This window comes from Streptomyces sp. NPDC101776, from assembly GCF_044766845.1.
Lineage (GTDB): Bacteria > Actinomycetota > Actinomycetes > Streptomycetales > Streptomycetaceae > Streptomyces.
Genome location: NZ_JBIWMV010000009.1, coordinates 225694 through 243975, shown reverse-complemented (window position 1 = coordinate 243975; position 18282 = coordinate 225694). Strand labels below are relative to the sequence as shown.

Annotated in this window: 17 protein-coding genes and 1 pseudogene; 2 read left to right on the top strand and 16 right to left on the bottom strand. The window is 69.4% G+C overall.

Annotated elements, in window-relative coordinates; all coding sequences use genetic code 11:
• The first annotated feature begins 3 nt into the window (after positions 1–3).
• On the top strand, positions 4–1665 hold the full coding sequence (atzF, locus tag ACIRRY_RS27495) for an allophanate hydrolase (RefSeq protein ID WP_403977383.1): 1662 nt from the start codon (positions 4–6) through the stop codon (positions 1663–1665).
• Positions 1666–1732: 67 nt separating this feature from the next.
• Here the strand turns inward: atzF and ACIRRY_RS27490 are convergent, their stop codons facing one another.
• The 11 genes from ACIRRY_RS27490 to ACIRRY_RS27440 all read right to left on the bottom strand — a co-directional run bounded on the left by ACIRRY_RS27490 (position 1733) and on the right by ACIRRY_RS27440 (position 13144).
• Entirely contained in the window at positions 1733–4597 is a 2865-nt protein-coding gene (locus tag ACIRRY_RS27490) for a DEAD/DEAH box helicase (RefSeq protein WP_403977381.1), read from the bottom strand.
• Positions 4598–4683: 86 nt separating this feature from the next.
• Positions 4684–5646 carry a twin-arginine translocase subunit TatC gene (tatC, locus tag ACIRRY_RS27485; protein ID WP_403977379.1) on the bottom strand — a complete coding sequence of 321 codons (963 nt, stop codon included), beginning with the start codon at positions 5644–5646 and terminating at the stop codon, positions 4684–4686.
• 48 nt (positions 5647–5694) lie between these two features.
• On the bottom strand, positions 5695–5976 hold the full coding sequence (gene tatA, locus ACIRRY_RS27480) for a Sec-independent protein translocase subunit TatA (protein ID WP_200680138.1): 282 nt from the start codon (positions 5974–5976) through the stop codon (positions 5695–5697).
• A gap of 259 nt (positions 5977–6235) precedes the next feature.
• Positions 6236–6430 (bottom strand): hypothetical protein, encoded by a 195-nt coding sequence (locus ACIRRY_RS27475; protein WP_403977377.1) that lies wholly within the window; start codon positions 6428–6430, stop codon positions 6236–6238.
• Between the two features lie 19 nt (positions 6431–6449).
• Positions 6450–6761 carry a hypothetical protein gene (locus ACIRRY_RS27470; protein ID WP_403977375.1) on the bottom strand — a complete coding sequence of 104 codons (312 nt, stop codon included), beginning with the start codon at positions 6759–6761 and terminating at the stop codon, positions 6450–6452.
• A complete protein-coding gene (locus ACIRRY_RS27465; protein WP_403977373.1) occupies positions 6758–7795 on the bottom strand; it encodes a helix-turn-helix transcriptional regulator in 1038 nt (345 codons plus the stop codon). The genes ACIRRY_RS27470 and ACIRRY_RS27465 overlap by 4 nt, the downstream gene beginning before the upstream one ends.
• A gap of 19 nt (positions 7796–7814) precedes the next feature.
• Positions 7815–8768, bottom strand: coding sequence for a helix-turn-helix transcriptional regulator (locus ACIRRY_RS27460; protein ID WP_403977371.1), 954 nt, complete (start codon positions 8766–8768; stop codon positions 7815–7817).
• A 131-nt stretch (positions 8769–8899) separates the two neighbouring features.
• On the bottom strand, positions 8900–9271 hold the full coding sequence (locus ACIRRY_RS27455; protein WP_403977369.1) for an FKBP-type peptidyl-prolyl cis-trans isomerase: 372 nt from the start codon (positions 9269–9271) through the stop codon (positions 8900–8902).
• Between the two features lie 93 nt (positions 9272–9364).
• Entirely contained in the window at positions 9365–10378 is a 1014-nt protein-coding gene (locus ACIRRY_RS27450) for an FKBP-type peptidyl-prolyl cis-trans isomerase (RefSeq protein ID WP_403977367.1), read from the bottom strand.
• 141 nt (positions 10379–10519) lie between these two features.
• Positions 10520–11881, bottom strand: coding sequence for a Pup--protein ligase (pafA, locus tag ACIRRY_RS27445; protein ID WP_384159654.1), 1362 nt, complete (start codon positions 11879–11881; stop codon positions 10520–10522).
• 9 nt (positions 11882–11890) lie between these two features.
• A complete protein-coding gene (locus ACIRRY_RS27440) occupies positions 11891–13144 on the bottom strand; it encodes an MFS transporter (RefSeq protein ID WP_403977365.1) in 1254 nt (417 codons plus the stop codon).
• A 135-nt stretch (positions 13145–13279) separates the two neighbouring features.
• On the opposite strand from ACIRRY_RS27440, the gene ACIRRY_RS27435 reads away from it, so the two are divergent.
• The gene (locus ACIRRY_RS27435; RefSeq protein WP_403977363.1) at positions 13280–14296 is read left to right on the top strand and encodes a LacI family DNA-binding transcriptional regulator; all 1017 of its coding nucleotides are present in this window, start codon (positions 13280–13282) and stop codon (positions 14294–14296) included.
• Positions 14297–14375: 79 nt separating this feature from the next.
• Here the strand turns inward: ACIRRY_RS27435 and prcA are convergent, their stop codons facing one another.
• From prcA to dop, 5 genes and pseudogenes are all read right to left on the bottom strand, one after another.
• Entirely contained in the window at positions 14376–15122 is a 747-nt protein-coding gene (gene prcA / locus ACIRRY_RS27430; protein WP_200680166.1) for a proteasome subunit alpha, read from the bottom strand.
• Positions 15123–15192: 70 nt separating this feature from the next.
• Positions 15193–16038, bottom strand: coding sequence for a proteasome subunit beta (prcB, locus tag ACIRRY_RS27425; RefSeq protein ID WP_403977361.1), 846 nt, complete (start codon positions 16036–16038; stop codon positions 15193–15195).
• A pseudogene (locus tag ACIRRY_RS27420) lies at positions 15990–16181 on the bottom strand (endonuclease VII domain-containing protein); the annotation flags it as partial. The pseudogene ACIRRY_RS27420 and the gene prcB, both read right to left, overlap by 49 nt.
• A gap of 170 nt (positions 16182–16351) precedes the next feature.
• Positions 16352–16570, bottom strand: a complete 219-nt coding sequence (locus ACIRRY_RS27415) for a ubiquitin-like protein Pup (protein WP_019066113.1) — start codon at positions 16568–16570, stop codon at positions 16352–16354.
• A gap of 155 nt (positions 16571–16725) precedes the next feature.
• Positions 16726–18237 (bottom strand): depupylase/deamidase Dop, encoded by a 1512-nt coding sequence (dop, locus tag ACIRRY_RS27410; protein ID WP_403977358.1) that lies wholly within the window; start codon positions 18235–18237, stop codon positions 16726–16728.
• Positions 18238–18282 lie beyond the last annotated feature (45 nt).

Genomic DNA, 18282 nt, shown 5'->3' with positions numbered 1-18282 from the left:
GAGATGTCGAGCATCGTGTCCCGAGTCCGCGCCGCCTACGCCCGCATCGAGGCCGTGGACCGCCCCGAGATCTGGATCGACCTGCGCCCGCAGACGGAGGTCGAGCAAGAGGCACGGACCCTGGACGAGCGAGTGGTGGCGGGCGAGCAACTCCCCCTCGCGGGCCGCCTGTTCGCGGCCAAGGGCAACATAGACGTCCACGGCCTCCCGACGACGGCCGGCTGCCCGTCGTACGCCTACGAACCGGAGACCGATGCCCCGGTGGTGGCCCGTCTCCGCGCGGCCGGCGCGATCGTGCTCGGCACGACGAACCTCGACCAGTTCGCCACGGGCCTGGTCGGCACCCGCTCCCCGTACGGCGCGGTCCGGGGCGCCCACGACCCGGCGCGGATCAGCGGCGGCTCCAGCGCGGGTTCGGCCGTCGCCGTGGCCCTGGGCATCGTCGACTTCGCTCTCGGCACCGACACGGCGGGCTCGGGCCGGGTGCCCGCCGCCTTCAACGGCATCGTCGGCCTCAAGCCCACCAAGGGCCTGGTCCCCACGGAGGGCGTGGTCCCGGCCTGCGCGTCGATCGACTGCGTGACGGTCTTCGCCCTTACCCTCCCGGAGGCGGAGCAGGCCCTGTCCTTCATGGCCTCTCCGCCGGACAGAGATCTTCCGCCCCTCGCCCAACGAGCCCCCGGGCCCTGGCGCGTCGCGGTCCCGCCACGAGACCAGCTGAGCGAGTTGGACGAGGGCTGGGCGGAGGCCTACGAGGAGGCTGTCACTCGTCTCCGAGCGGCCGGCTGCGAGATCCGCACGCTCGACCTCGCCCCCTTCACGGAGGCGGCGGCGATGCTCTACCAGGGAGCGTTCGTCGCCGAGCGCTACACGGCGGTGGGGAGCTTTGTCGACAAGGCAATCGCGGACGGCGCGGAGGACCTGGACCCCACCGTAGCGGGCATCATCACCCGAGCCCGAGACATCCCGGCCCACCAGCTCTACACGGACCAGGCCCGCCTGACCGCACTCCGAGCCCGCGCCCTGTCCGAACTGGCCGACGCGGACGCCCTGTTGCTCCCCACCACACCGGGCCACCCCACCCTGGCCGAGGTGGCGGCGGACCCCCTGGGCGCGAACGCCCGCCTGGGCCGCTTCACCAACTCGACCAACCTCTTCGACCTGGCGGCGGTGGCAGTCCCGTCGGGCAAGGTGAACGCCCTCCCCTTCGGCGTGATGCTGATCGGCCCGGCCTTCACGGACGACCGCCTGGCGCAGATCGCCCGCGAGCTGGAACCAACAGTCCAGCTGGCAGTCGTAGGAGCCCACTTGACGGGCCAGCCCCTGAACCCCCAACTCCTGTCCCTGGGCGCCCGCTTGGACCACACAACGACAACGGCCCCGGTGTACCGCCTGCACGCCCTCGCAACAACTCCACCCAAGCCGGGCTTGGTTCACGTGGGCGAGGGCGGCGCGGAGATAGAGACGGAGGTATGGCGCCTACCGGCGGAGGGCCTGGGCAAACTGCTGGCCGCACTCCCCCGCCCGATGACGCTGGGAAGCGTGGAGCTGGCGGATGGCACGAAGGTGCCGGGCTTCCTGTGCGAGCCGAGTGCGCTGTCCGGCGCAGAGGACATCACGGAGTATCGCGGCTGGCGAACCTACGTGAACCGCAGGGTCTCTTAGGGCGCGGGGAACTGCGCGACCAGCCACAACGCACCCGCACCCGCACCCGCACCCGCCAACGAACCGGTCACCCCACCGACGAGTACGCCACAACCCCCCGCAGCAACAACTCAACCGCCTTCCGCGCATTCTTCGCCACGGTAGAAGTCGCCTCCCCACCAGAAACAGGAGCCGCCGCCGAGATCTGCCCCAGCACATCGATCACCTGCTTGCACCACCGAACAAAGTCCCCCGCGGGCATCTCAACCTCCCGAAGCACCTCGTCCAGCCCCTTCCCGCTGGCCCACATATACGCGGCCCAGGCAAACCCGAGATCAGGCTCCCGCTGCCCGACCCCCTCGGTCTGAGTGATCCGGAAATCCTCCTCAAGGGCATCGAGCCGCCCCCAGATCCGCACCATCTCCCCGAGCGCGGCCTTGGCCGCACCCGACGGCACCTTGGGAACCGTCGCATCGTCACTGACCCGCGCCTCGAACACCAACGCCGAGACACACGCGGCGAGTTCGGCAGGAGCGAGCCCCTCCCAGACACCCTCCCGCAGACACTCACTGGCGAGCAGGTCGAGCTCGCCGTACAGCCGGGCCAGCCGCTTGCCGTGCTCGGTGACCTCGTCGCCCCGCAGATAACCGAGTTCGGTCAGCAGCGCGACGATCCGGTCGAAGGTCCGGGCGATCGTGTTCGTCCGCCCCTCGATCCGCCGCTCCAACTGCGAGGTGTCCCGCTGGAGCCGGTGATACCGCTCGGCCCAACGCGCGTGATCCTCACGGTCGTTGCACCCATGACACGGATGCGCCCGGATCGCCGTACGCAACTGTGCGATCTCGCGGTCGTCCGCGGCCTGCGAGCGCTGCTTGCGGGCCCGCTCCGGCGGGATGTGCCCGGCCTTGGTGCGCAACGCGGAGGCCAGGTCCCGACGGGACTGCGGGGAACGGGCGTTGAAGGTCTTCGGGATCCGCATCCGGTCCAAGGCCTCGACGGGGACGGGGAAGTCCATCGACGCGAGCCGCTTGACCTGCCGCTCGACGGTCAGGACCAGCGGCCGCGGCCCGTCGTGCTGCTCGAACCCACGATGGCCGTTGGACCGCCCGGCGGGCAGTCCCGGCTCCAACACCAGTGCCAGACCGGCGTACTTGCCGGTCGGGACGTGGATGATGTCGCCCGGCTTGAGCTTCTCCAGCGCCACGGCGGACTCCGCGCGCCGTAGCGCCACGCCCTGCCGGGCCAGCTCGGTCTCCCGGTCCTTGAGCTCGCGGCGCAGCCGCATGTAGTCGTCGAAGTCGCCCAAGTGGCAGGTCATGGAGTCCTTGTAGCCCTCCAGGCCCTCCTCGTTGCGCTGCACCTGCTTCGAGATCCCGACGACCGACCGGTCCGCCTGGAACTGCGCGAAGGACGTCTCCAGCAGCTCCCGCGAGCGGTGCCGCCCGAACTGGTCGACGAGGTTGACCGCCATGTTGTACGACGGCTTGAAGCTGGAGCGCAGCGGATACGTACGGGTTCCGGCCAGTCCCGCGAGGTGCTCGGGACTGATCCCGCGCTGCCACAGCACGACGGCGTGGCCCTCGACGTCGATACCGCGGCGTCCGGCCCGACCGGTCAGCTGGGTGTACTCGCCGGGGGTGATGTCGGCGTGCTGCTCGCCGTTCCACTTGACGAGCTTCTCCAACACCACCGAGCGCGCGGGCATGTTGATGCCGAGCGCCAGGGTCTCGGTGGCGAACACGGCCTTGACGAGCCCGCGCAGGAACAGCTCCTCCACGACCTCCTTGAACGTCGGCAGCATGCCCGCGTGATGGGCCGCGATGCCGCGCTCCAGGCCTTCCAGCCATTCGTAGTACCCGAGGACATGCAGGTCCTCGTCCGGAATGGACGCCGTGCGCTCCTCGACGAGCGCGCGCACCTTCTCCCGCGCCTCGTCGTCGTTGAGCCGCAGCCCGGCGTACAGACACTGCTGTACGGCGGCCTCGCAGGCGGCGCGGCTGAAGATGAACGTGATGGCGGGCAGCAGGTGCTCGTTGTCCAGCCGCTCGATGACCTCGGGGCGGCTCGGGGTCCACACCCGTGAGCGCTGCCGCCGCTCCCGCTCGCGCTCGGCCTCGCGCATGGCACGGCCGCGTCTGCGGTCCTGGTACGACGGGCGCTGCGCCTCCATGCGGGCCAGGCGCGCGAGGTCGGGGTTGACGGCCTTCTTCTGGCCCTCGCCCTCCTCGAACAGGTCGTACATCCGCCGCCCGGCGAGCACGTGCTGGAACAGCGGCACGGGCCGGTGCTCGGAGACGATCACCTCGGTGTGGCCGCGGACGGTGTCGAGCCAGTCGCCGAACTCCTCGGCGTTCGACACCGTCGCCGACAGCGAGACCAGGGTCACCGACTCGGGGAGGTGGATGATCACCTCTTCCCATACGGCGCCGCGGAAGCGGTCGGAGAGGTAGTGCACCTCGTCCATGACCACGTAGCCGAGGCCGAGGAGGGTCTGCGAACCGGCGTACAGCATGTTGCGCAGCACCTCGGTGGTCATGACGACCACCGGTGCTTCGGAGTTGACGCTGTTGTCGCCCGTGAGCAGGCCGACCTTGTCCGCGCCGTAACGGCGGCACAGGTCGGCGTACTTCTGGTTCGACAGCGCCTTGATCGGGGTCGTGTAGAAGCACTTCTTGCCCTGCTGGAGGGCGAGGTGGACGGCGAACTCGCCGACGATCGTCTTGCCGGAGCCGGTGGGCGCCGCTACCAGCACGCCCTTCCCCGCTTCGAGCGCCTGGCAGGCCTCGATCTGGAAGGGGTCGAGACCGAAGTCGTACATCTCGCGGAAGTCCGCGAGCGCGGTGGCCTGCTCGGCTGCCCGCAGGCGGGCTGCCGCGTACCGCTCGGCCGGGGAGAGGTCCTCTGTCATCGTGCTTTCGAGCGTACCGGGCGCCACTGACAACGGGACGATCATTATCCGTTCCCACGGGTCCTCCACACACGGAGACCGGCCGCCCGCGCTGCGGGAACGGCCGGTCTCGGCGGAGATCGGGAAGGTGATCAGGTCACGTCGTCATAGCCGTTGACCCGGTCGGAACCCGTGCCGCTCGACTGCTCGGGCAGGGCTGCCCGGCCGGCCGAGACGGTCTCGACGTCACCGATGTCCTCGGGGGTGAGGTCCAGGTCGGAGGCCTCGTCGTCGTCCGGTCCCGCCGCGTCGCGACGGCGCCTGCGCCGGTCGTTGAGCAGCGAGAAGACGACCGCGCCGAAGTACAGGACCCAGATCGGGCCGGCCAGGGCCAGCATGGTCAGCGGGTCGGTGCTGGGGGTGGCGACGGCCGCGAAGACGGTGATGCCGAGGATCATGGCGCGCCACCAGCTGAGCATCCGCTTGCCGGTCAGCGCGCCCGTGAGGTTGAGCATGATCAGCAGCAGAGGCAACTCGAACGAGAGCCCGAAGACGAGCACCATGCGCGTGACCAGGTCGAGCAGGTCGTCGAGCGGCAGCAGGTTGTTGACGTCCTTGGGCGTGAAGCCGATCAGCACCTGTGCGGTGGTGGGCAGCACCCGGTAGGCGAAGTAGGCGCCGCCGAGGAACAGCGGGACGCCGGTGCCGACGAAGCCGAGCGCGTACTTCTTCTCGTTCTTGTGCAGGCCCGGGGCGACGAAGCCCCACAGCTGGTACAGCCAGACCGGGGAGGCCAGTACGACACCGGCCATCAGGGACACCTTCAACGCCAGGGTGAACGGCGTCAGCAGACCGTTGATCGTGATCTGCGCGCACGGCTGGGACGTCTTGGACGCCCTCGACAGCTGCTCGAAGTTCTGGGAGCAGCCCACCGAGTGCAGCACCGGCTTGGTGATGATGTTGACGATGTCGTTGTAGAAGAAGGCGGCCACGCAGGTCACCACGATGATGGCGAGCATCGCCTTCGCGAGCCGGTTGCGCAGCTCACGCAGATGGTCCGCGAGGGGCATGCGCCCCTCGGGGTCCTTCTCCTTCGTGCGGGCAGACTTGGGCAACCCACGTCCTCATCTCGTGCGGCAGGCCGAGGGGGTCCCGGCCCTGCGTCAGCGCTTGGTGGTGTCCGACGGCTCGGTGACGGGACGCGCACTGGTCACGTCGCCGGGAGCCGCCTGGATGGTGCGCTGCACGGACTCGTCGGTGTTCGGCGGGCCGGCGGGGGCGGGGGTGCTGTTGCCCTCTTCCTTCATCGCCTTGGCTTCGCTCTTGAGGATGCGGGCGGACTTGCCGAGCGAGCGGGCCATGTCCGGAAGCTTCTTCGCGCCGAACAGGAGCACGATGACGACGAGGATGAGAATGATCTCGGGAGCTCCGAGCCTTCCGAACATAAGTCTTTACCTTCTCACCGAGGCGGCTGGGGTGGAGTGCTGTCCGATCGGTCGGACATCTGTCCGACCGTCGTGCTGCCAGCGATCGTAACGCTCAGGGGTAAACGTGAGGCAATCCCTGTGCGTACTCCCGGTCCGCGCTCCGGGCCTCGTTATCCGGACCGCGATCAGCAGCGTACCCGCCTCCACCGACAACGTGACAGGGCAGAGCGACGCGAAGCGCACGAGGCGCGCAACTCACACCTCGCCCATATGTGACTCACAGTGCGTCGACGGAACGGGCCGTCGCCACGGCCGCGCGCTCCAGGTCCTCGGCCGCCCTGTTGATGCGCTGCGCGGCGTCCGCGACCTGGAGTCCGAGCCGCCGCGCCTCCAGGAAGACCCGGACGGCGAGCACGCCGAGCACGGCGAGACCCAGGAAACCCACAGCTACCGCGACCATCGCCCAGAACATGGGGCGAGCCTAGACCCTGCTACCCGACGGAGGTCAGCCGCAGGGTCTTGACCCCGCCGCCGGTGAGCAGTTCGACGATCCGCTCGCCCGCGGGCTTGCGGACCGAGGCGCCGCAGTCGGGGCAGGTGAAGGAGTAGAAGGTGGTGCGGCTGGTGGCGCCGATGGCGAGGCGCAGGGCGCTCGCCGCGAGTTCGAAGTTGGCCCGGCAGTCCGGGCAGCCCGCTCTGAACATCACGGGCACCACGCTCTTCATCCCGGCGAACGCGGCGGCCACCGTCATCTCCGGACCACCCGAGACACCCGGGACACCCGTCATCGTCGACTCGCTCACAGCCCCTGCTCCTGCCTCTCGTCAACACCGTGCACTGCGTCAACAACACCCTGCGGGCCGTCGTACGCCGCCAACGCCTCGCGGGCGGCCCGGCGGGCGCTGTCGGCGAGGTCGCTCGGGGAGACGATCCGGCCGTCACGCCCTAGCCGTAGGGCCAGGCGTCTCAAGGACGTCGGGTCGGGGGTGCGCAAGGTAATACGCAACCCGCCGTCGGGAAGCTCATCGGCACTGTCGTGCGGGTAGTACTCGGCGACCCAGCGTCCGCCCGGGCCGACCTCGACGACGACCTCCGGGTCCTCGGCGGCGGGCTGCACCAGCGCCTCCGACAGATCCCGCAGTTCGATCTCCGGGGGCGCGGACGGCTCGTCGAGGATCTTGATCTCGGCGACCCGGTCGAGGCGGAAGGTGCGGCGCGCCTCGGAGCGGCGGCACCAGGCCTCCACGTACGTGTGCCCGACGCTGACCAGCCGGATGGGGTCGATCTCGCGCTCGCTCAACTCGTCGCGGGCGGGCGAGTAGTAGCGGATCCACAGTCGGCGGCGCTCCGAGATCGCGCGGTCGACGTCCGCGAAGACCCCGCCCTCGGACTCGAAGGTCACCGAGAGGCGGGCGCTGGCGCCGGCCGCCTCGCCGGCCGCCGCCTCCACCTTGGCGTTGGCCCGCAGCAGCGCCTGCCGGTCGCTCTCGCGCAAGCCGGGCAGGGTCGACACGGCGCGGGCGGCCACCAGGAGGGCGGTCGCCTCGTCGGCGGCGAGGCGCAGCGGCTCGGCTGTTTCTTCGCCGAGGGCAGCCGGGTTGCGCCACCAGATGCGGTCGCCGTCGGTGTCGATGTCGAGCAGATCGCCGCCCCGGAAACTGGTCCCGCACATGGGCAGGACGTCGAGGTCGGAGACCAGCTCGTCCTCGGTGATCCCGAAGGCACGGGCCACGTCCTCGACGCGTGCTCCGGGGCGCTCCTTCAGATAGGTCACCAGGGAGAGCATCCGCCGGGTCTGGTCGATGGCGTTGACGGGCCTGACCGGTTTGCCTGCCACAGTTCTCTTCCGCTCCCCCTCAGCCCTTGGCCACGGCGCGCAGCCGGTCCACCACGTCGGCCCGCAGCTCGGCGGGCTCCAGGACGACGACATCGGGCCCGAACTCCACCAGCCAGGCGTCCAGTCCGTGGCCGTACGGAATCTCCAACTCGTCCCAGCCGTCCCCGAGTTCCCGAACCGCCGCGGCTTTCGCCCGCAGGGGGTATCCGGAACCCGTGCGCAGCCGGATCAGCGCGGAGCGGTCGGCGGTCTCCCCCGCCCAGCTCGCGACGGTCTCGCGCACGGTCACGACGTCGGGGATGTCCGCGGTGAACCGCCCGTTGCGCGAGCGCACCTTGTCGGTGATCCGGGAGAGCCGGAAGACCCGCTCGGCACCGCGGTCCCGGTCCCAGCCGGCGAGATACCAGTGGCCTCGCCAGCACTCCAGCGCCCACGGCTCGACGCTCCGCGTCTCGGGGCGAGCGGCGGTGGCCTTGCGGTACTCGAACACGACGGGCCGCCGGTCGCGGCAGGCCAGCATCAGCGGCTCGAACGACGCCTCGTGCACCGGGATCCGCGGCTCCAGGGCGCCGTGCGGCTCGTACGGGTCGAGGTCCTCGGGCATTCCGGCGGCGCGCAGCTTCTGCAGGGCGCCGCTGGCCGCGCCGGCGAGCCGGGCCTGCTGCCACACCTTGGCGGCGAGACCGAGGGCGGCGGCCTCCTCGGCGTCGAGAGTGATCGGCGGGAGGCGGTTGCTGTCGCGGCGGGCGAGATAGCCGACCTCGCCGTCCAGGTTCTCCACCGTCTCGATGACGAGCCCGAGTTCGCGCAGATCGTCCTTGTCGCGCTCGAACATCCGGTTGAAGGAGTCGTCGGACCCGGCTTCGAGGTAGGCCTCGATGGATTCCCGCAGCTCACGCTTGCTGAGCGGCCGCCGCGTCCCGAGCAGACACAGCGCGAGGTTCATCAGCCGCTCGGCCTTGGCAATGGCCATCGACGCCCTTCGCCTTCCCTCTGTACTTACGAACGATGACCGTACCGCCCTGCGGTGGCCTGACAAAAGCCGAGGGCCCATGCCCGAGCAGGCATGGGCCCCAGCTGATCGGGTCCGGTCGGAACCGGTGATCAGACGGCGACGAGGTCGACCACGAAGATCAGGGTCTCGCCCGGCTTGATCGCCGGGGTCGGGCTCTGGTTGCCGTAGGCGAGGTGCGCCGGGATGGTCAGCCGACGGCGGCCGCCGACCTTCATGCCCTGCACGCCCTTGTCCCAGCCCTTGATGACACGCCCGCCACCGAGCGGGAAGCGGAACGGCTCGCCGCGGTTCCAGCTGGCGTCGAACTCCTCGCCGGTGCTGAAGGCCACGCCCACGTAGTGGACGGTGACGTTCTGGCCCGATCGCGCGATCTCGCCGTCACCCTCCCACAGGTCCGTGATCTCCAGGTCGGCCGGGGGTGCGCCCTCAGGGAAGTCGATCTCGGGCTTCTCGATGCTCACGTCTCTAGCTCCTGCTTGTGTACGACAAGACAACTCGGACAGTCTGTCATCCCGGCAGGAGTCGTGCGCCGGGACGTCCTTGACCTGCGGGGACTACATCGCCGCGAGGATGTCGACCGTGAAGACCAGGGTGTCGCCCTTCTTGATGACACCGCCGCTGGGCGGGGTGTCGCCGTAGGCCAGGTCCGCGGGGGCGACGATCATGACGCGGCTGCCGACCTTCTTGCCGGTGACGCCCTGGGCCAGGCCCTTGACGACCGACTCCATCTGCGAGATCGCGAACTGGCTCAACCGGCCCTGGGAGTACGTCGATTCGAACTCCTTACCGGTGCTCCAGACCACGCCCTCGAACTGGCACAGGATCGTCTGGGACGCCTTGACGACGGCTCCGTCGCTCTCCAGGACGTAGTTCGACACCAGCTTCTTCGGCGGGTCCACCTTCGGGACGGTGACCGAGGGGGCCTTGCCGTCGGTGTTCGTGCCGACCTTGGGCAGCGCGGAGTCTGACTGTGCGACGGCCTTGCCCTTGGCGGAGCTCTTGATGTTGAAGGCGTCCTGCACGTCGATCACGAAGACGAGCGTGTCGGTGCCCTTGATGCCCGCCTGGCTGTTGCCCGTCGTGCCGTACCCCCAGGTCGGCGGGATGGCCATCTCCACGCGGCTGCCGACCTTCCGGCCCGCCAGGCCGTAGCGCCAGCCGTCGATGATGCTGCCCTGGGCGAGCTGGATGACCAAGGGGGTCTTGCGGTCGTAGGAGTTGTCGAACACCTTGGCCGTCGACCAGACCTGGCCCAGGTAGTTGACCTGGACGAAATCGCCCTCCGCGACGGCCTTGCCGCCACCCGCGATCACCGTCTTCACCGCGAGGTCCTTCGACGGATCGCCGGTGCCCTTGGCAACGGTCGGCTTCTCGTCGAACTTTGTGCCCGCGGTGATCGCCGGCACCGGACCGTCGACCACCTTCGGCGGCGGAGCGGTCGTGGCCGAACCGGACGGCGAGGGCGACGGCGACGCGCTGGCCTTGCTTGAGGAGGAATCGCTGTCACCGCACCCCGCGACCGTCACGAGTCCTGCGGGAACAGCGATGAGAAGGGAGCGTCGGCGCACGGTGAAGGCCTCGTATCGGTCGATCTTGTTGATGGCGTGCGCGCAACTCTACGGCGTGGCACGGGCCCCGTACGTGAAACGTACGGGGCCCGTGTGGCGTACCGAATATGTATCCGGACGTCGGTATCCGGACCTTTTCGCCTACATTCCGGCGATGAGTTTCTCCACCCGGTCGTCCACGGAGCGGAACGGGTCCTTGCACAACACGGTGCGCTGCGCCTGGTCGTTGAGCTTGAGGTGGACCCAGTCGACGGTGAAGTCCCGCCGCTGTTCCTGAGCCCTGCGGATGAAGTCGCCGCGGAGCCTGGCCCGAGTGGTCTGCGGCGGAACGGACTTGCCCTCGAAGATCTTCAAGTCGTTGCAGATCCGGGCGGCTTGGCCCTTCCTCTCGAGGAGGTAGTAGAGCCCTCGGCGACGGTGGATGTCGTGGTAGGCGAGGTCGATCTGCGCGACCCGCGGGTGGGACATCGTCATGTTGTGCTTGGCCCGGTACCGCTCGATCAGCTGGTACTTCATGACCCAGTCGATCTCGGTGCCGATCCGGTCGAGGTCCTCGGCCTCGATCGCGTCGAGCGTGCGGCCCCACAGTTCGAGGACCTGCTCGACGGTGCCGGTACGGATGCCGCGGCGCTCGACGAAGTCCACGGCCTTCTCGTAGTACTCGCGCTGCACCTCGATGGCGGAGGCCTCGCGGCCGCTGGCCAGGCGCACCTTGCGCCGGCCCGTGATGTCGTGGCTGACCTCGCGGATCGCCCGGATCGGGTTCTCCAGGGTCAGGTCGCGCATCACCGTGCCCGCCTCGATCATGCGCAGCACCAGGTCGGTGGCACCGACCTTGAGCAGCATGGTCGTCTCGGACATGTTCGAGTCGCCCACGATGACGTGGAGACGGCGGTAGCGCTCGGCGTCCGCGTGCGGTTCGTCCCGGGTGTTGATGATGGGCCGGGAACGCGTCGTCGCCGAGGAGACGCCCTCCCAGATGTGCTCGGCGCGCTGGCTGACGCAGTACACGGCGCCGCGCGGAGTCTGCAGCACCTTGCCCGCGCCGCACAGAAGCTGACGCGTGACCAGGAAGGGAATGAGGATGTCCGCGAGTCGGGAGAACTCGCCGTGCCGTGCCACCAGGTAGTTCTCGTGGCAGCCGTACGAGTTGCCCGCCGAGTCGGTGTTGTTCTTGAAGAGGTAGACGTCGCCCGCGATTCCCTCCTCGTGCAGGCGTCGTTCGGCGTCCACCAAAAGTCCTTCGAGAATGCGCTCGCCGGCTTTGTCGTGGGTGACCAGTTCGGTCAAGTTGTCACATTCGGGGGTCGCGTATTCCGGATGTGAGCCCACGTCGAGATAGAGCCGGGCGCCGTTTCGCAGAAAGACATTGCTGCTGCGGCCCCATGACACGACACGGCGGAAGAGGTACCGAGCCACTTCGTCGGGAGACAGACGCCGCTGTCCCCTGAACGTACACGTGACGCCGTACTCGTTCTCCAGCCCGAAAATGCGGCGGTCCATGAGTGAACATTACGCCCGATCGCCTGTGCTGAAACGGGGTTCGGCAGCACGGTTTGGATCATTTTCCGATGAAGCCGCAACCACCGCACCCCCGGCGGGAGCTGCGAGGACCCGCCCGGTGGCCAGCAGGACCAGCAGCGACACGGCCCCCGCGACCCCCGGCACGGCGAACCCCCACAGGGCCCCACCGGCCTGTACGACCGGCCCCGCGACGCCCGTTCCGACCGACGCCCCGACGGTGAACGTCGTCACGAGCCACGAGAAAGCCTCGGTGACCGTGCCCTTGGGCGCGTGCCGGTCGACGATGATGAAGGCGCAGGCGAGGGCGGGCGCGAGGAACACCCCGGCGAGCACGGTCAGCAGCACCATGGCGACCGCGCCCGGCATGAGCATCAACGGCAGGTAACACACCGCCAGCAGCCCCACCAGGACCCGCAGTCGCCGCTCCGGCACCCCGCTCCACTGCCGCGCCCCGTAGACCGTGCCGCCCAGCAGCGCGCCGAGACCTACGGCCGCCATGAGCCACCCGTACACCACGTCACCGCCGTGTCCGTCGGCGTACGGCACGGACGCGACGGTGATCGACCCGAGCGCCATCCCGACGAACAGGAACGCGCCGAGCAGCGCCAGCAGCCCCGGCGAGCGCAGGGCGCCCAGCCAGTGCGCCTCGCGCGGAGCCGACCGCCACGCGCGCGAGGGCGGCGACACGACTACGGAGAGGGCGCCCAGCACCCCGATGACGTTCAGCACGAGCAGCGCCACGGGGGCGGACCACACCGACACGAACACCGTCACGAGCAGCGGCCCCACGGTGAAGATGACTTCCTGGGCCACCGCGTCCATGGCGTACGCCGTGTGCACCTGGTCCTCCCGGCGCAGCACGGCCGGCCACAACGCCCGCAGACCTCCCTCCAGGGGCGGCGCGAAAAGACCGGCGGCGGCTACGGCGGCGTAGGCGAGGGGCAGCGGATCGGTGCCGTAGAAGGCGAAGACGGCCATCGAGAGCGCCGACAGGACCGCGGCGGGCAGCTGTACGCGTGGCTGTCCGTGGACGTCCACGAGCCGTCCCAGGAGGGGCTGCCCAACCGCGTTGGCGATGCCGTACACGGCCGCCAGCGCCCCGGCGAGGGTGTAGGTGCCGCCGTCGGCGCGGATGAACAGCACGATCGCGATCGCGGCGGTGGCGTTCGGCAGCCGTCCCACCAGCGTGCCCACCAGCAGGCGGGCGGCGTGCCTCGCCCTGAGGATCTCCAGATATCCCACGGCCGTCTCCCGCCCTCCCCCGCACCGTCACCCATGAGGTTTTACGTATAACCTTCGCTGTCATACGTACCATGTGCGCTGTCACGAGTCCATACGGAGTCCCCCGCGGAGTCCTCACCAAGGAGCAGGCCGACGGTGGCACCAGCCAGCACCCGCCCCACGAGCCGCGACGTCGCGCAGGCCGCCGGCGTCTCCCAGGCCGCGGTCTCCCTGGTGCTCGGCGACAAGTGGCGCGGCCGGGTCTCGGCCACGACCGCGGAGCGCGTCCGCGAGGCCGCCCGCGACCTGGGCTACCGCCCCAATCTCGCCGCCCGCAACCTCCGTCTGGGCCGCACCCGTACCGTCCTGCTCGTGGTCCCGGTGCTGACGACGGAGTTCTTCGCGGGTGTCTACACGGGCGCCGCCCGGGTCGCCGCCGAGCACGGCTTCGGTGTCGTCCTGTACCCCTCCCCCGAAGGCATCGGCCCCGCCCGGGACCCCTTCGCCTCCGCCCAGGCCGCCCTGGACGGCGTGCTCGCCTCCTCCATGGCGGCCGACGCCCTCACCGCGATCCGGGGCGATCAACTCCCCCTGGTGATGCTCGACAGCGACCCCGAGGGCAGCCTCGGCGCGGCCACCGTCAACCTGGACATCGCCGACGGCATCCGCCAGATCGCCGAGCACCTGCTGGCCCTGGGCCACCGCCACTTCCTGCACCTGGCCGCCGACGTACCGTCCTGGACCTTCGAGGTACGCGCGCGTGAACTGGCCGCACAGGTCGGCGCGTTCGAGGGCACGACGGTCCGTACGACCCGCGCCCCCATCTCCATCGAGGGCGCCCTGACCGCCGCCGAGGCCGCCCTCTCGGAACCGGGCTCGCGCGTGACCGCCCTGGTCTGCGACGACGACAAACTCGCCGCCGGCGCCTACAAGGCCGCGCGCCGCCTGGGCCTGCGCATCCCGGACGACCTGTCGATCACCGGCCTCGACGACCTCGCCCTCGCCACCGCCATCGACCCGGAACTGACCACCGTCCGCCTCGACGCGGAACTCTTCGGGGAACACGGCATGCGCGCCCTCCTGGCGGTCCTGGACGGCCGCACACCGGAGGAGGGGGACATCCCGGTGGAACTGGTCGTCCGAGGCTCCACGGCGCCACCAGGCGCCCCCTGAGGCCACAGCGGCCCCCACGAACGCCGCGCGCCCCGGCCGATGACCGGCCGGGGCGCGCGAGAGGCTGGGTGAGGTCGGCTCACTTCTCGTCGTCGGAGTCGTCACCGTCGGACGAGGTGTCCGCGGCCTCGCCCTCCAGCAGGCGGGAGAGCTGACGGCCGACGATGCGCTTGAACTTGCGGGCCTGCGGGCGCGTACGGTCCAGGACCGCGACCTCCAGGCGCTCGGCGGGGATCTCCCGCTCCGTGCCGTTCGTGTCGCGGGACAGGGACTGCACGGCCAGCTTGAGCGCCTCCGCGAGGGTCATGCCGTCGCGGTGCCGCTGGTCCAGATAGGTGCTGATCGTCTCCGCGTTGCCGCCGACCGCGACCGAGCCGTGCTCGTCCACGATCGAACCGTCGTGCGGCAGCCGGTAGATCTGGTCGCCGTCCGGCGTGTCCCCGACCTCCGCGACGACCAGCTCCACCTCGTACGGCTTCTCGGCCGCGCTGGAGAAGATCGTGCCGAGCGTCTGGGCGTAGACGTTGGCGAGACCGCGGGCGGTCACGTCCGCACGGTCGTAGGTGTAACCGCGCATGTCGGCGTACCTGACGCCGCCGATCCGCAGGTTCTCGTACTCGTTGTATTTTCCGGCGGCAGCGAACCCGATCCGGTCGTAGATCTCGCTGAACTTGTGCAGCGCGCGGGACGGGTTCTCGCCGACGAAGACAATGCCGTCGGCGAACTGCAGCACGACCAGGCTGCGGCCACGGGCGATGCCCTTGCGGGCGTACTCCGCCCGGTCGGCCATCGCCTGCTGGGGTGAGACATAGAACGGCGTCGACACCGGTATCCGTCCCTCTCTTTAAAGTTCCGTCGAAGTCGGTGGATCACCTGGGATGAGAACGGACCCTCGGTCAGAGCAGCGCGGCGCGCGGGCCGTCGGGCTGCTGCAGTCGCCGCTCAAGGATCGCGCGGGCGATCTCGGAGGACTCGTCGTCGGTGAGCCGGCGGAAGCCGTCCTCGGTGATCACGGTGACGATCGGGTAGATCCGGCGCGCGACGTCGGGACCACCGGTCGCCGAGTCGTCGTCGGCCGCGTCGTAGAGCGCCTGGACCACCAGGGTCGTGGCCTCGGCCTCGGTCAGCTGGTCGTGGAAGAGCTTCTTCATGGCGCCCCGCGCGAACACCGAACCGGAACCGGTGGCCGCGTAGCCGAGCTCCTGGGAACGGCCGCCCGTCACGTCGTAGGAGAAGATGCGGCCGATGCCGCGGTCCACGTCGAAACCGGCGAAGAGCGGGACCACGGCGAGGCCCTGCATGGCCATGCCGAGGTTGGAACGGATCATCGTGGACAGTCGGTTCGCCTTGCCCTCCAGGGAGAGTTGGGCGCCTTCGACCTTCTCGAAGTGCTCCAGCTCGAGCTGGAAGAGCTTGACCATCTCGACGGCGAGTCCGGCGGTGCCGGCGATGCCGACGGCCGAGTACTCGTCCGCGGGGAACACCTTCTCGATGTCCCGCTGTGCGATGACATTGCCCATGGTGGCCCGCCGGTCACCGGCGAGCACGACGCCACCGGGGAACGTGACGGCGACGATCGTCGTGCCGTGCGGGGCCTCGATGACGCCCTGGGTGGGCGGCAGTTGCCGGTTGCCCGGAAGCATCCCCGGCTGATGGTCGGACAGGAAGTCCATGAAGGACGACGACCCAGGCGTCAGGAAGGCAGCTGGTAGACGCCCGGTGCTACGAGTGTTGGCTTCCACGAGGATCCTTCCAAGTAGGCGGCAGCCCGACGAACAGCGTCGGGAGCGTCTCCCAACTTGCCGATGGCCGAATTGCAGTTGAAGCACAGTACGCCACGGACCCTACCCGTCTGGTGGCAGTGATCCACATGAACGGCGGAGGCATTCCCGGGCCGCTCCGAACGCGGCCTTCGCTCCCCGAATCGCACGCATGCGCGCTCGAATGCGAAGACTGCGTGCGGCTCGGTCTCGCCGCACCGCACGCAGCACTTCATCGTCGACTCGCTCGCCACCGCGCCACTCCGTTCACCTTCGGATCGAAGGGTGGAGCGGCCTACTGGCCGCCCTTCTGAACGAAGGAGCGCACGAAGTCCTCGGCGTTCTCCTCGAGTACGTCGTCGATCTCATCCAGAACCGAGTCGACATCGTCGCTCAGCTTCTCGTGGCGCTCCTTGAGGTCGTCGGTAGCCTGCGCTTCCTCCGCCTGCTCTTCGACCTCCTCCGTGGAGCGCGTCGCCTTCTGCTGTCCGCCGCCGGTGTCCTTGGTCGCCATAACCCTCACCCCGCTCGGTTCGACGTTCTTGATCAGACCCTACTTGCAGGGACTGACATCGGCCCCGCAGTTCCTACAACGTACGGCGGCCACCTCGATGATTCCCGGCCACCGGACATTCCACCCTGTCCGGCACCCCGGACCCGAGACTCCTGTCAGCCGCCCGACAGGACCCTGACCAGGTCTTCCGCCGTACGACAGCGGTCGAGGAGCTCCTTGACATGATTACGCGTTCCGCGAAGCGGTTCCAGGGTTGGGACCCGCTGGAGCGAGTCCCGGCCCGGGAGATCGAAGATCACGGAGTCCCAGGAGGCCGCCGCGACGTCGTCGGCGTACTGCTCCAGGCAGCGTCCGCGGAAGTACGCGCGCGTGTCCTCCGGCGGCGCCGTACGCGCCCGCTCGACCGTGTCCTCGTCCAGCAGGCGCTTGATGCGGCCGCGGGCCACCAGACGGTTGTAGAGGCCCTTCTCGGCCCGTACGTCCGCGTACTGGAGGTCGACCAACTGCAGCCGGGCCGCGTCCCAGTCGAGGCCGTCACGGCGCCGGTAGCCCTCCATGAGCTCCCGCTTGGCGACCCAGTCCAGCTCGCCGGCCAGGCTCATCGGGTCGTTCTCCAGACGGTTGAGCGTGTCCTCCCAGCGGGCCAGGACGTCCTTGGTCTGGTCGTCCGCGTCGGAGCCGTAACGCTCCTCGACGTATTTGCGGGAGAGTTCGTAGTACTCCATCTGCAGTTGGACCGCGGTGAGGGTCCGACCGCTGCGGAGGGTGACCAGGCGCTTCAGGGTCGGGTCGTGGGAGACCTGGTGGAGAGTGCGGACCGGTTGGTCGACCGCCAGGTCGACGGCGATGAAACCGTCCTCGATCATGGAGAGGACCAGGGCGGTCGTGCCGAGTTTGAGATAGGTCGAGATCTCGGAGAGGTTCGCGTCGCCGATGATCACGTGCAGGCGGCGGTACTTCTCGGCGTCCGCGTGCGGTTCGTCGCGGGTGTTGATGATCGGGCGCTTGAGGGTGGTCTCCAGACCGACCTCGACCTCGAAGTAGTCGGCGCGCTGGCTGAGCTGGAAGCCGTGCTCGTGCCCGTCCTGGCCGATGCCGACGCGGCCCGCTCCGGTGACGACCTGTCGGGAGACGAAGAAGGGCGTCAGGTGGCGCACGATGTCCGAGAAGGGGGTCTCCCGCTTCATCAGGTAGTTCTCGTGCGTGCCGTAGGAGGCGCCCTTGTTGTCGGTGTTGTTCTTGTAGAGGTGGATCGGCTGCGCGCCCGGGAGTTGGGCCGCGCGCTCGGCGGCCTCCGCCATGATGCGCTCGCCGGCCTTGTCCCACAGGACGGCGTCCATGGGGTTGGTGACTTCGGGCGAGCTGTACTCCGGGTGTGCGTGGTCGACGTAGAGCCGTGCGCCGTTGGTGAGGATGACATTGGCGAGGCCGATGTCCTCGTCGGTGAGCTGGCTGGAGTCGGCGACCTCCCGGGCGAGGTCGAAGCCTCGCGCGTCCCGCAGCGGATTCTCCTCCTCGAAGTCCCAGCGGGCCCGCCGGGCCCGGTGCATCGCCGCCGCGTAGGCGTTGACGATCTGGGACGAGGTGAGCATGGCATTGGCGTTGGGGTGGCCGGGGACGGAGATCCCGTACTCCGTCTCGATGCCCATTACTCGCCGTACGGTCATGCGGCCCTCCTTGCCCGGCGGCGCCCTCGGTCGAAGGCACCGCTC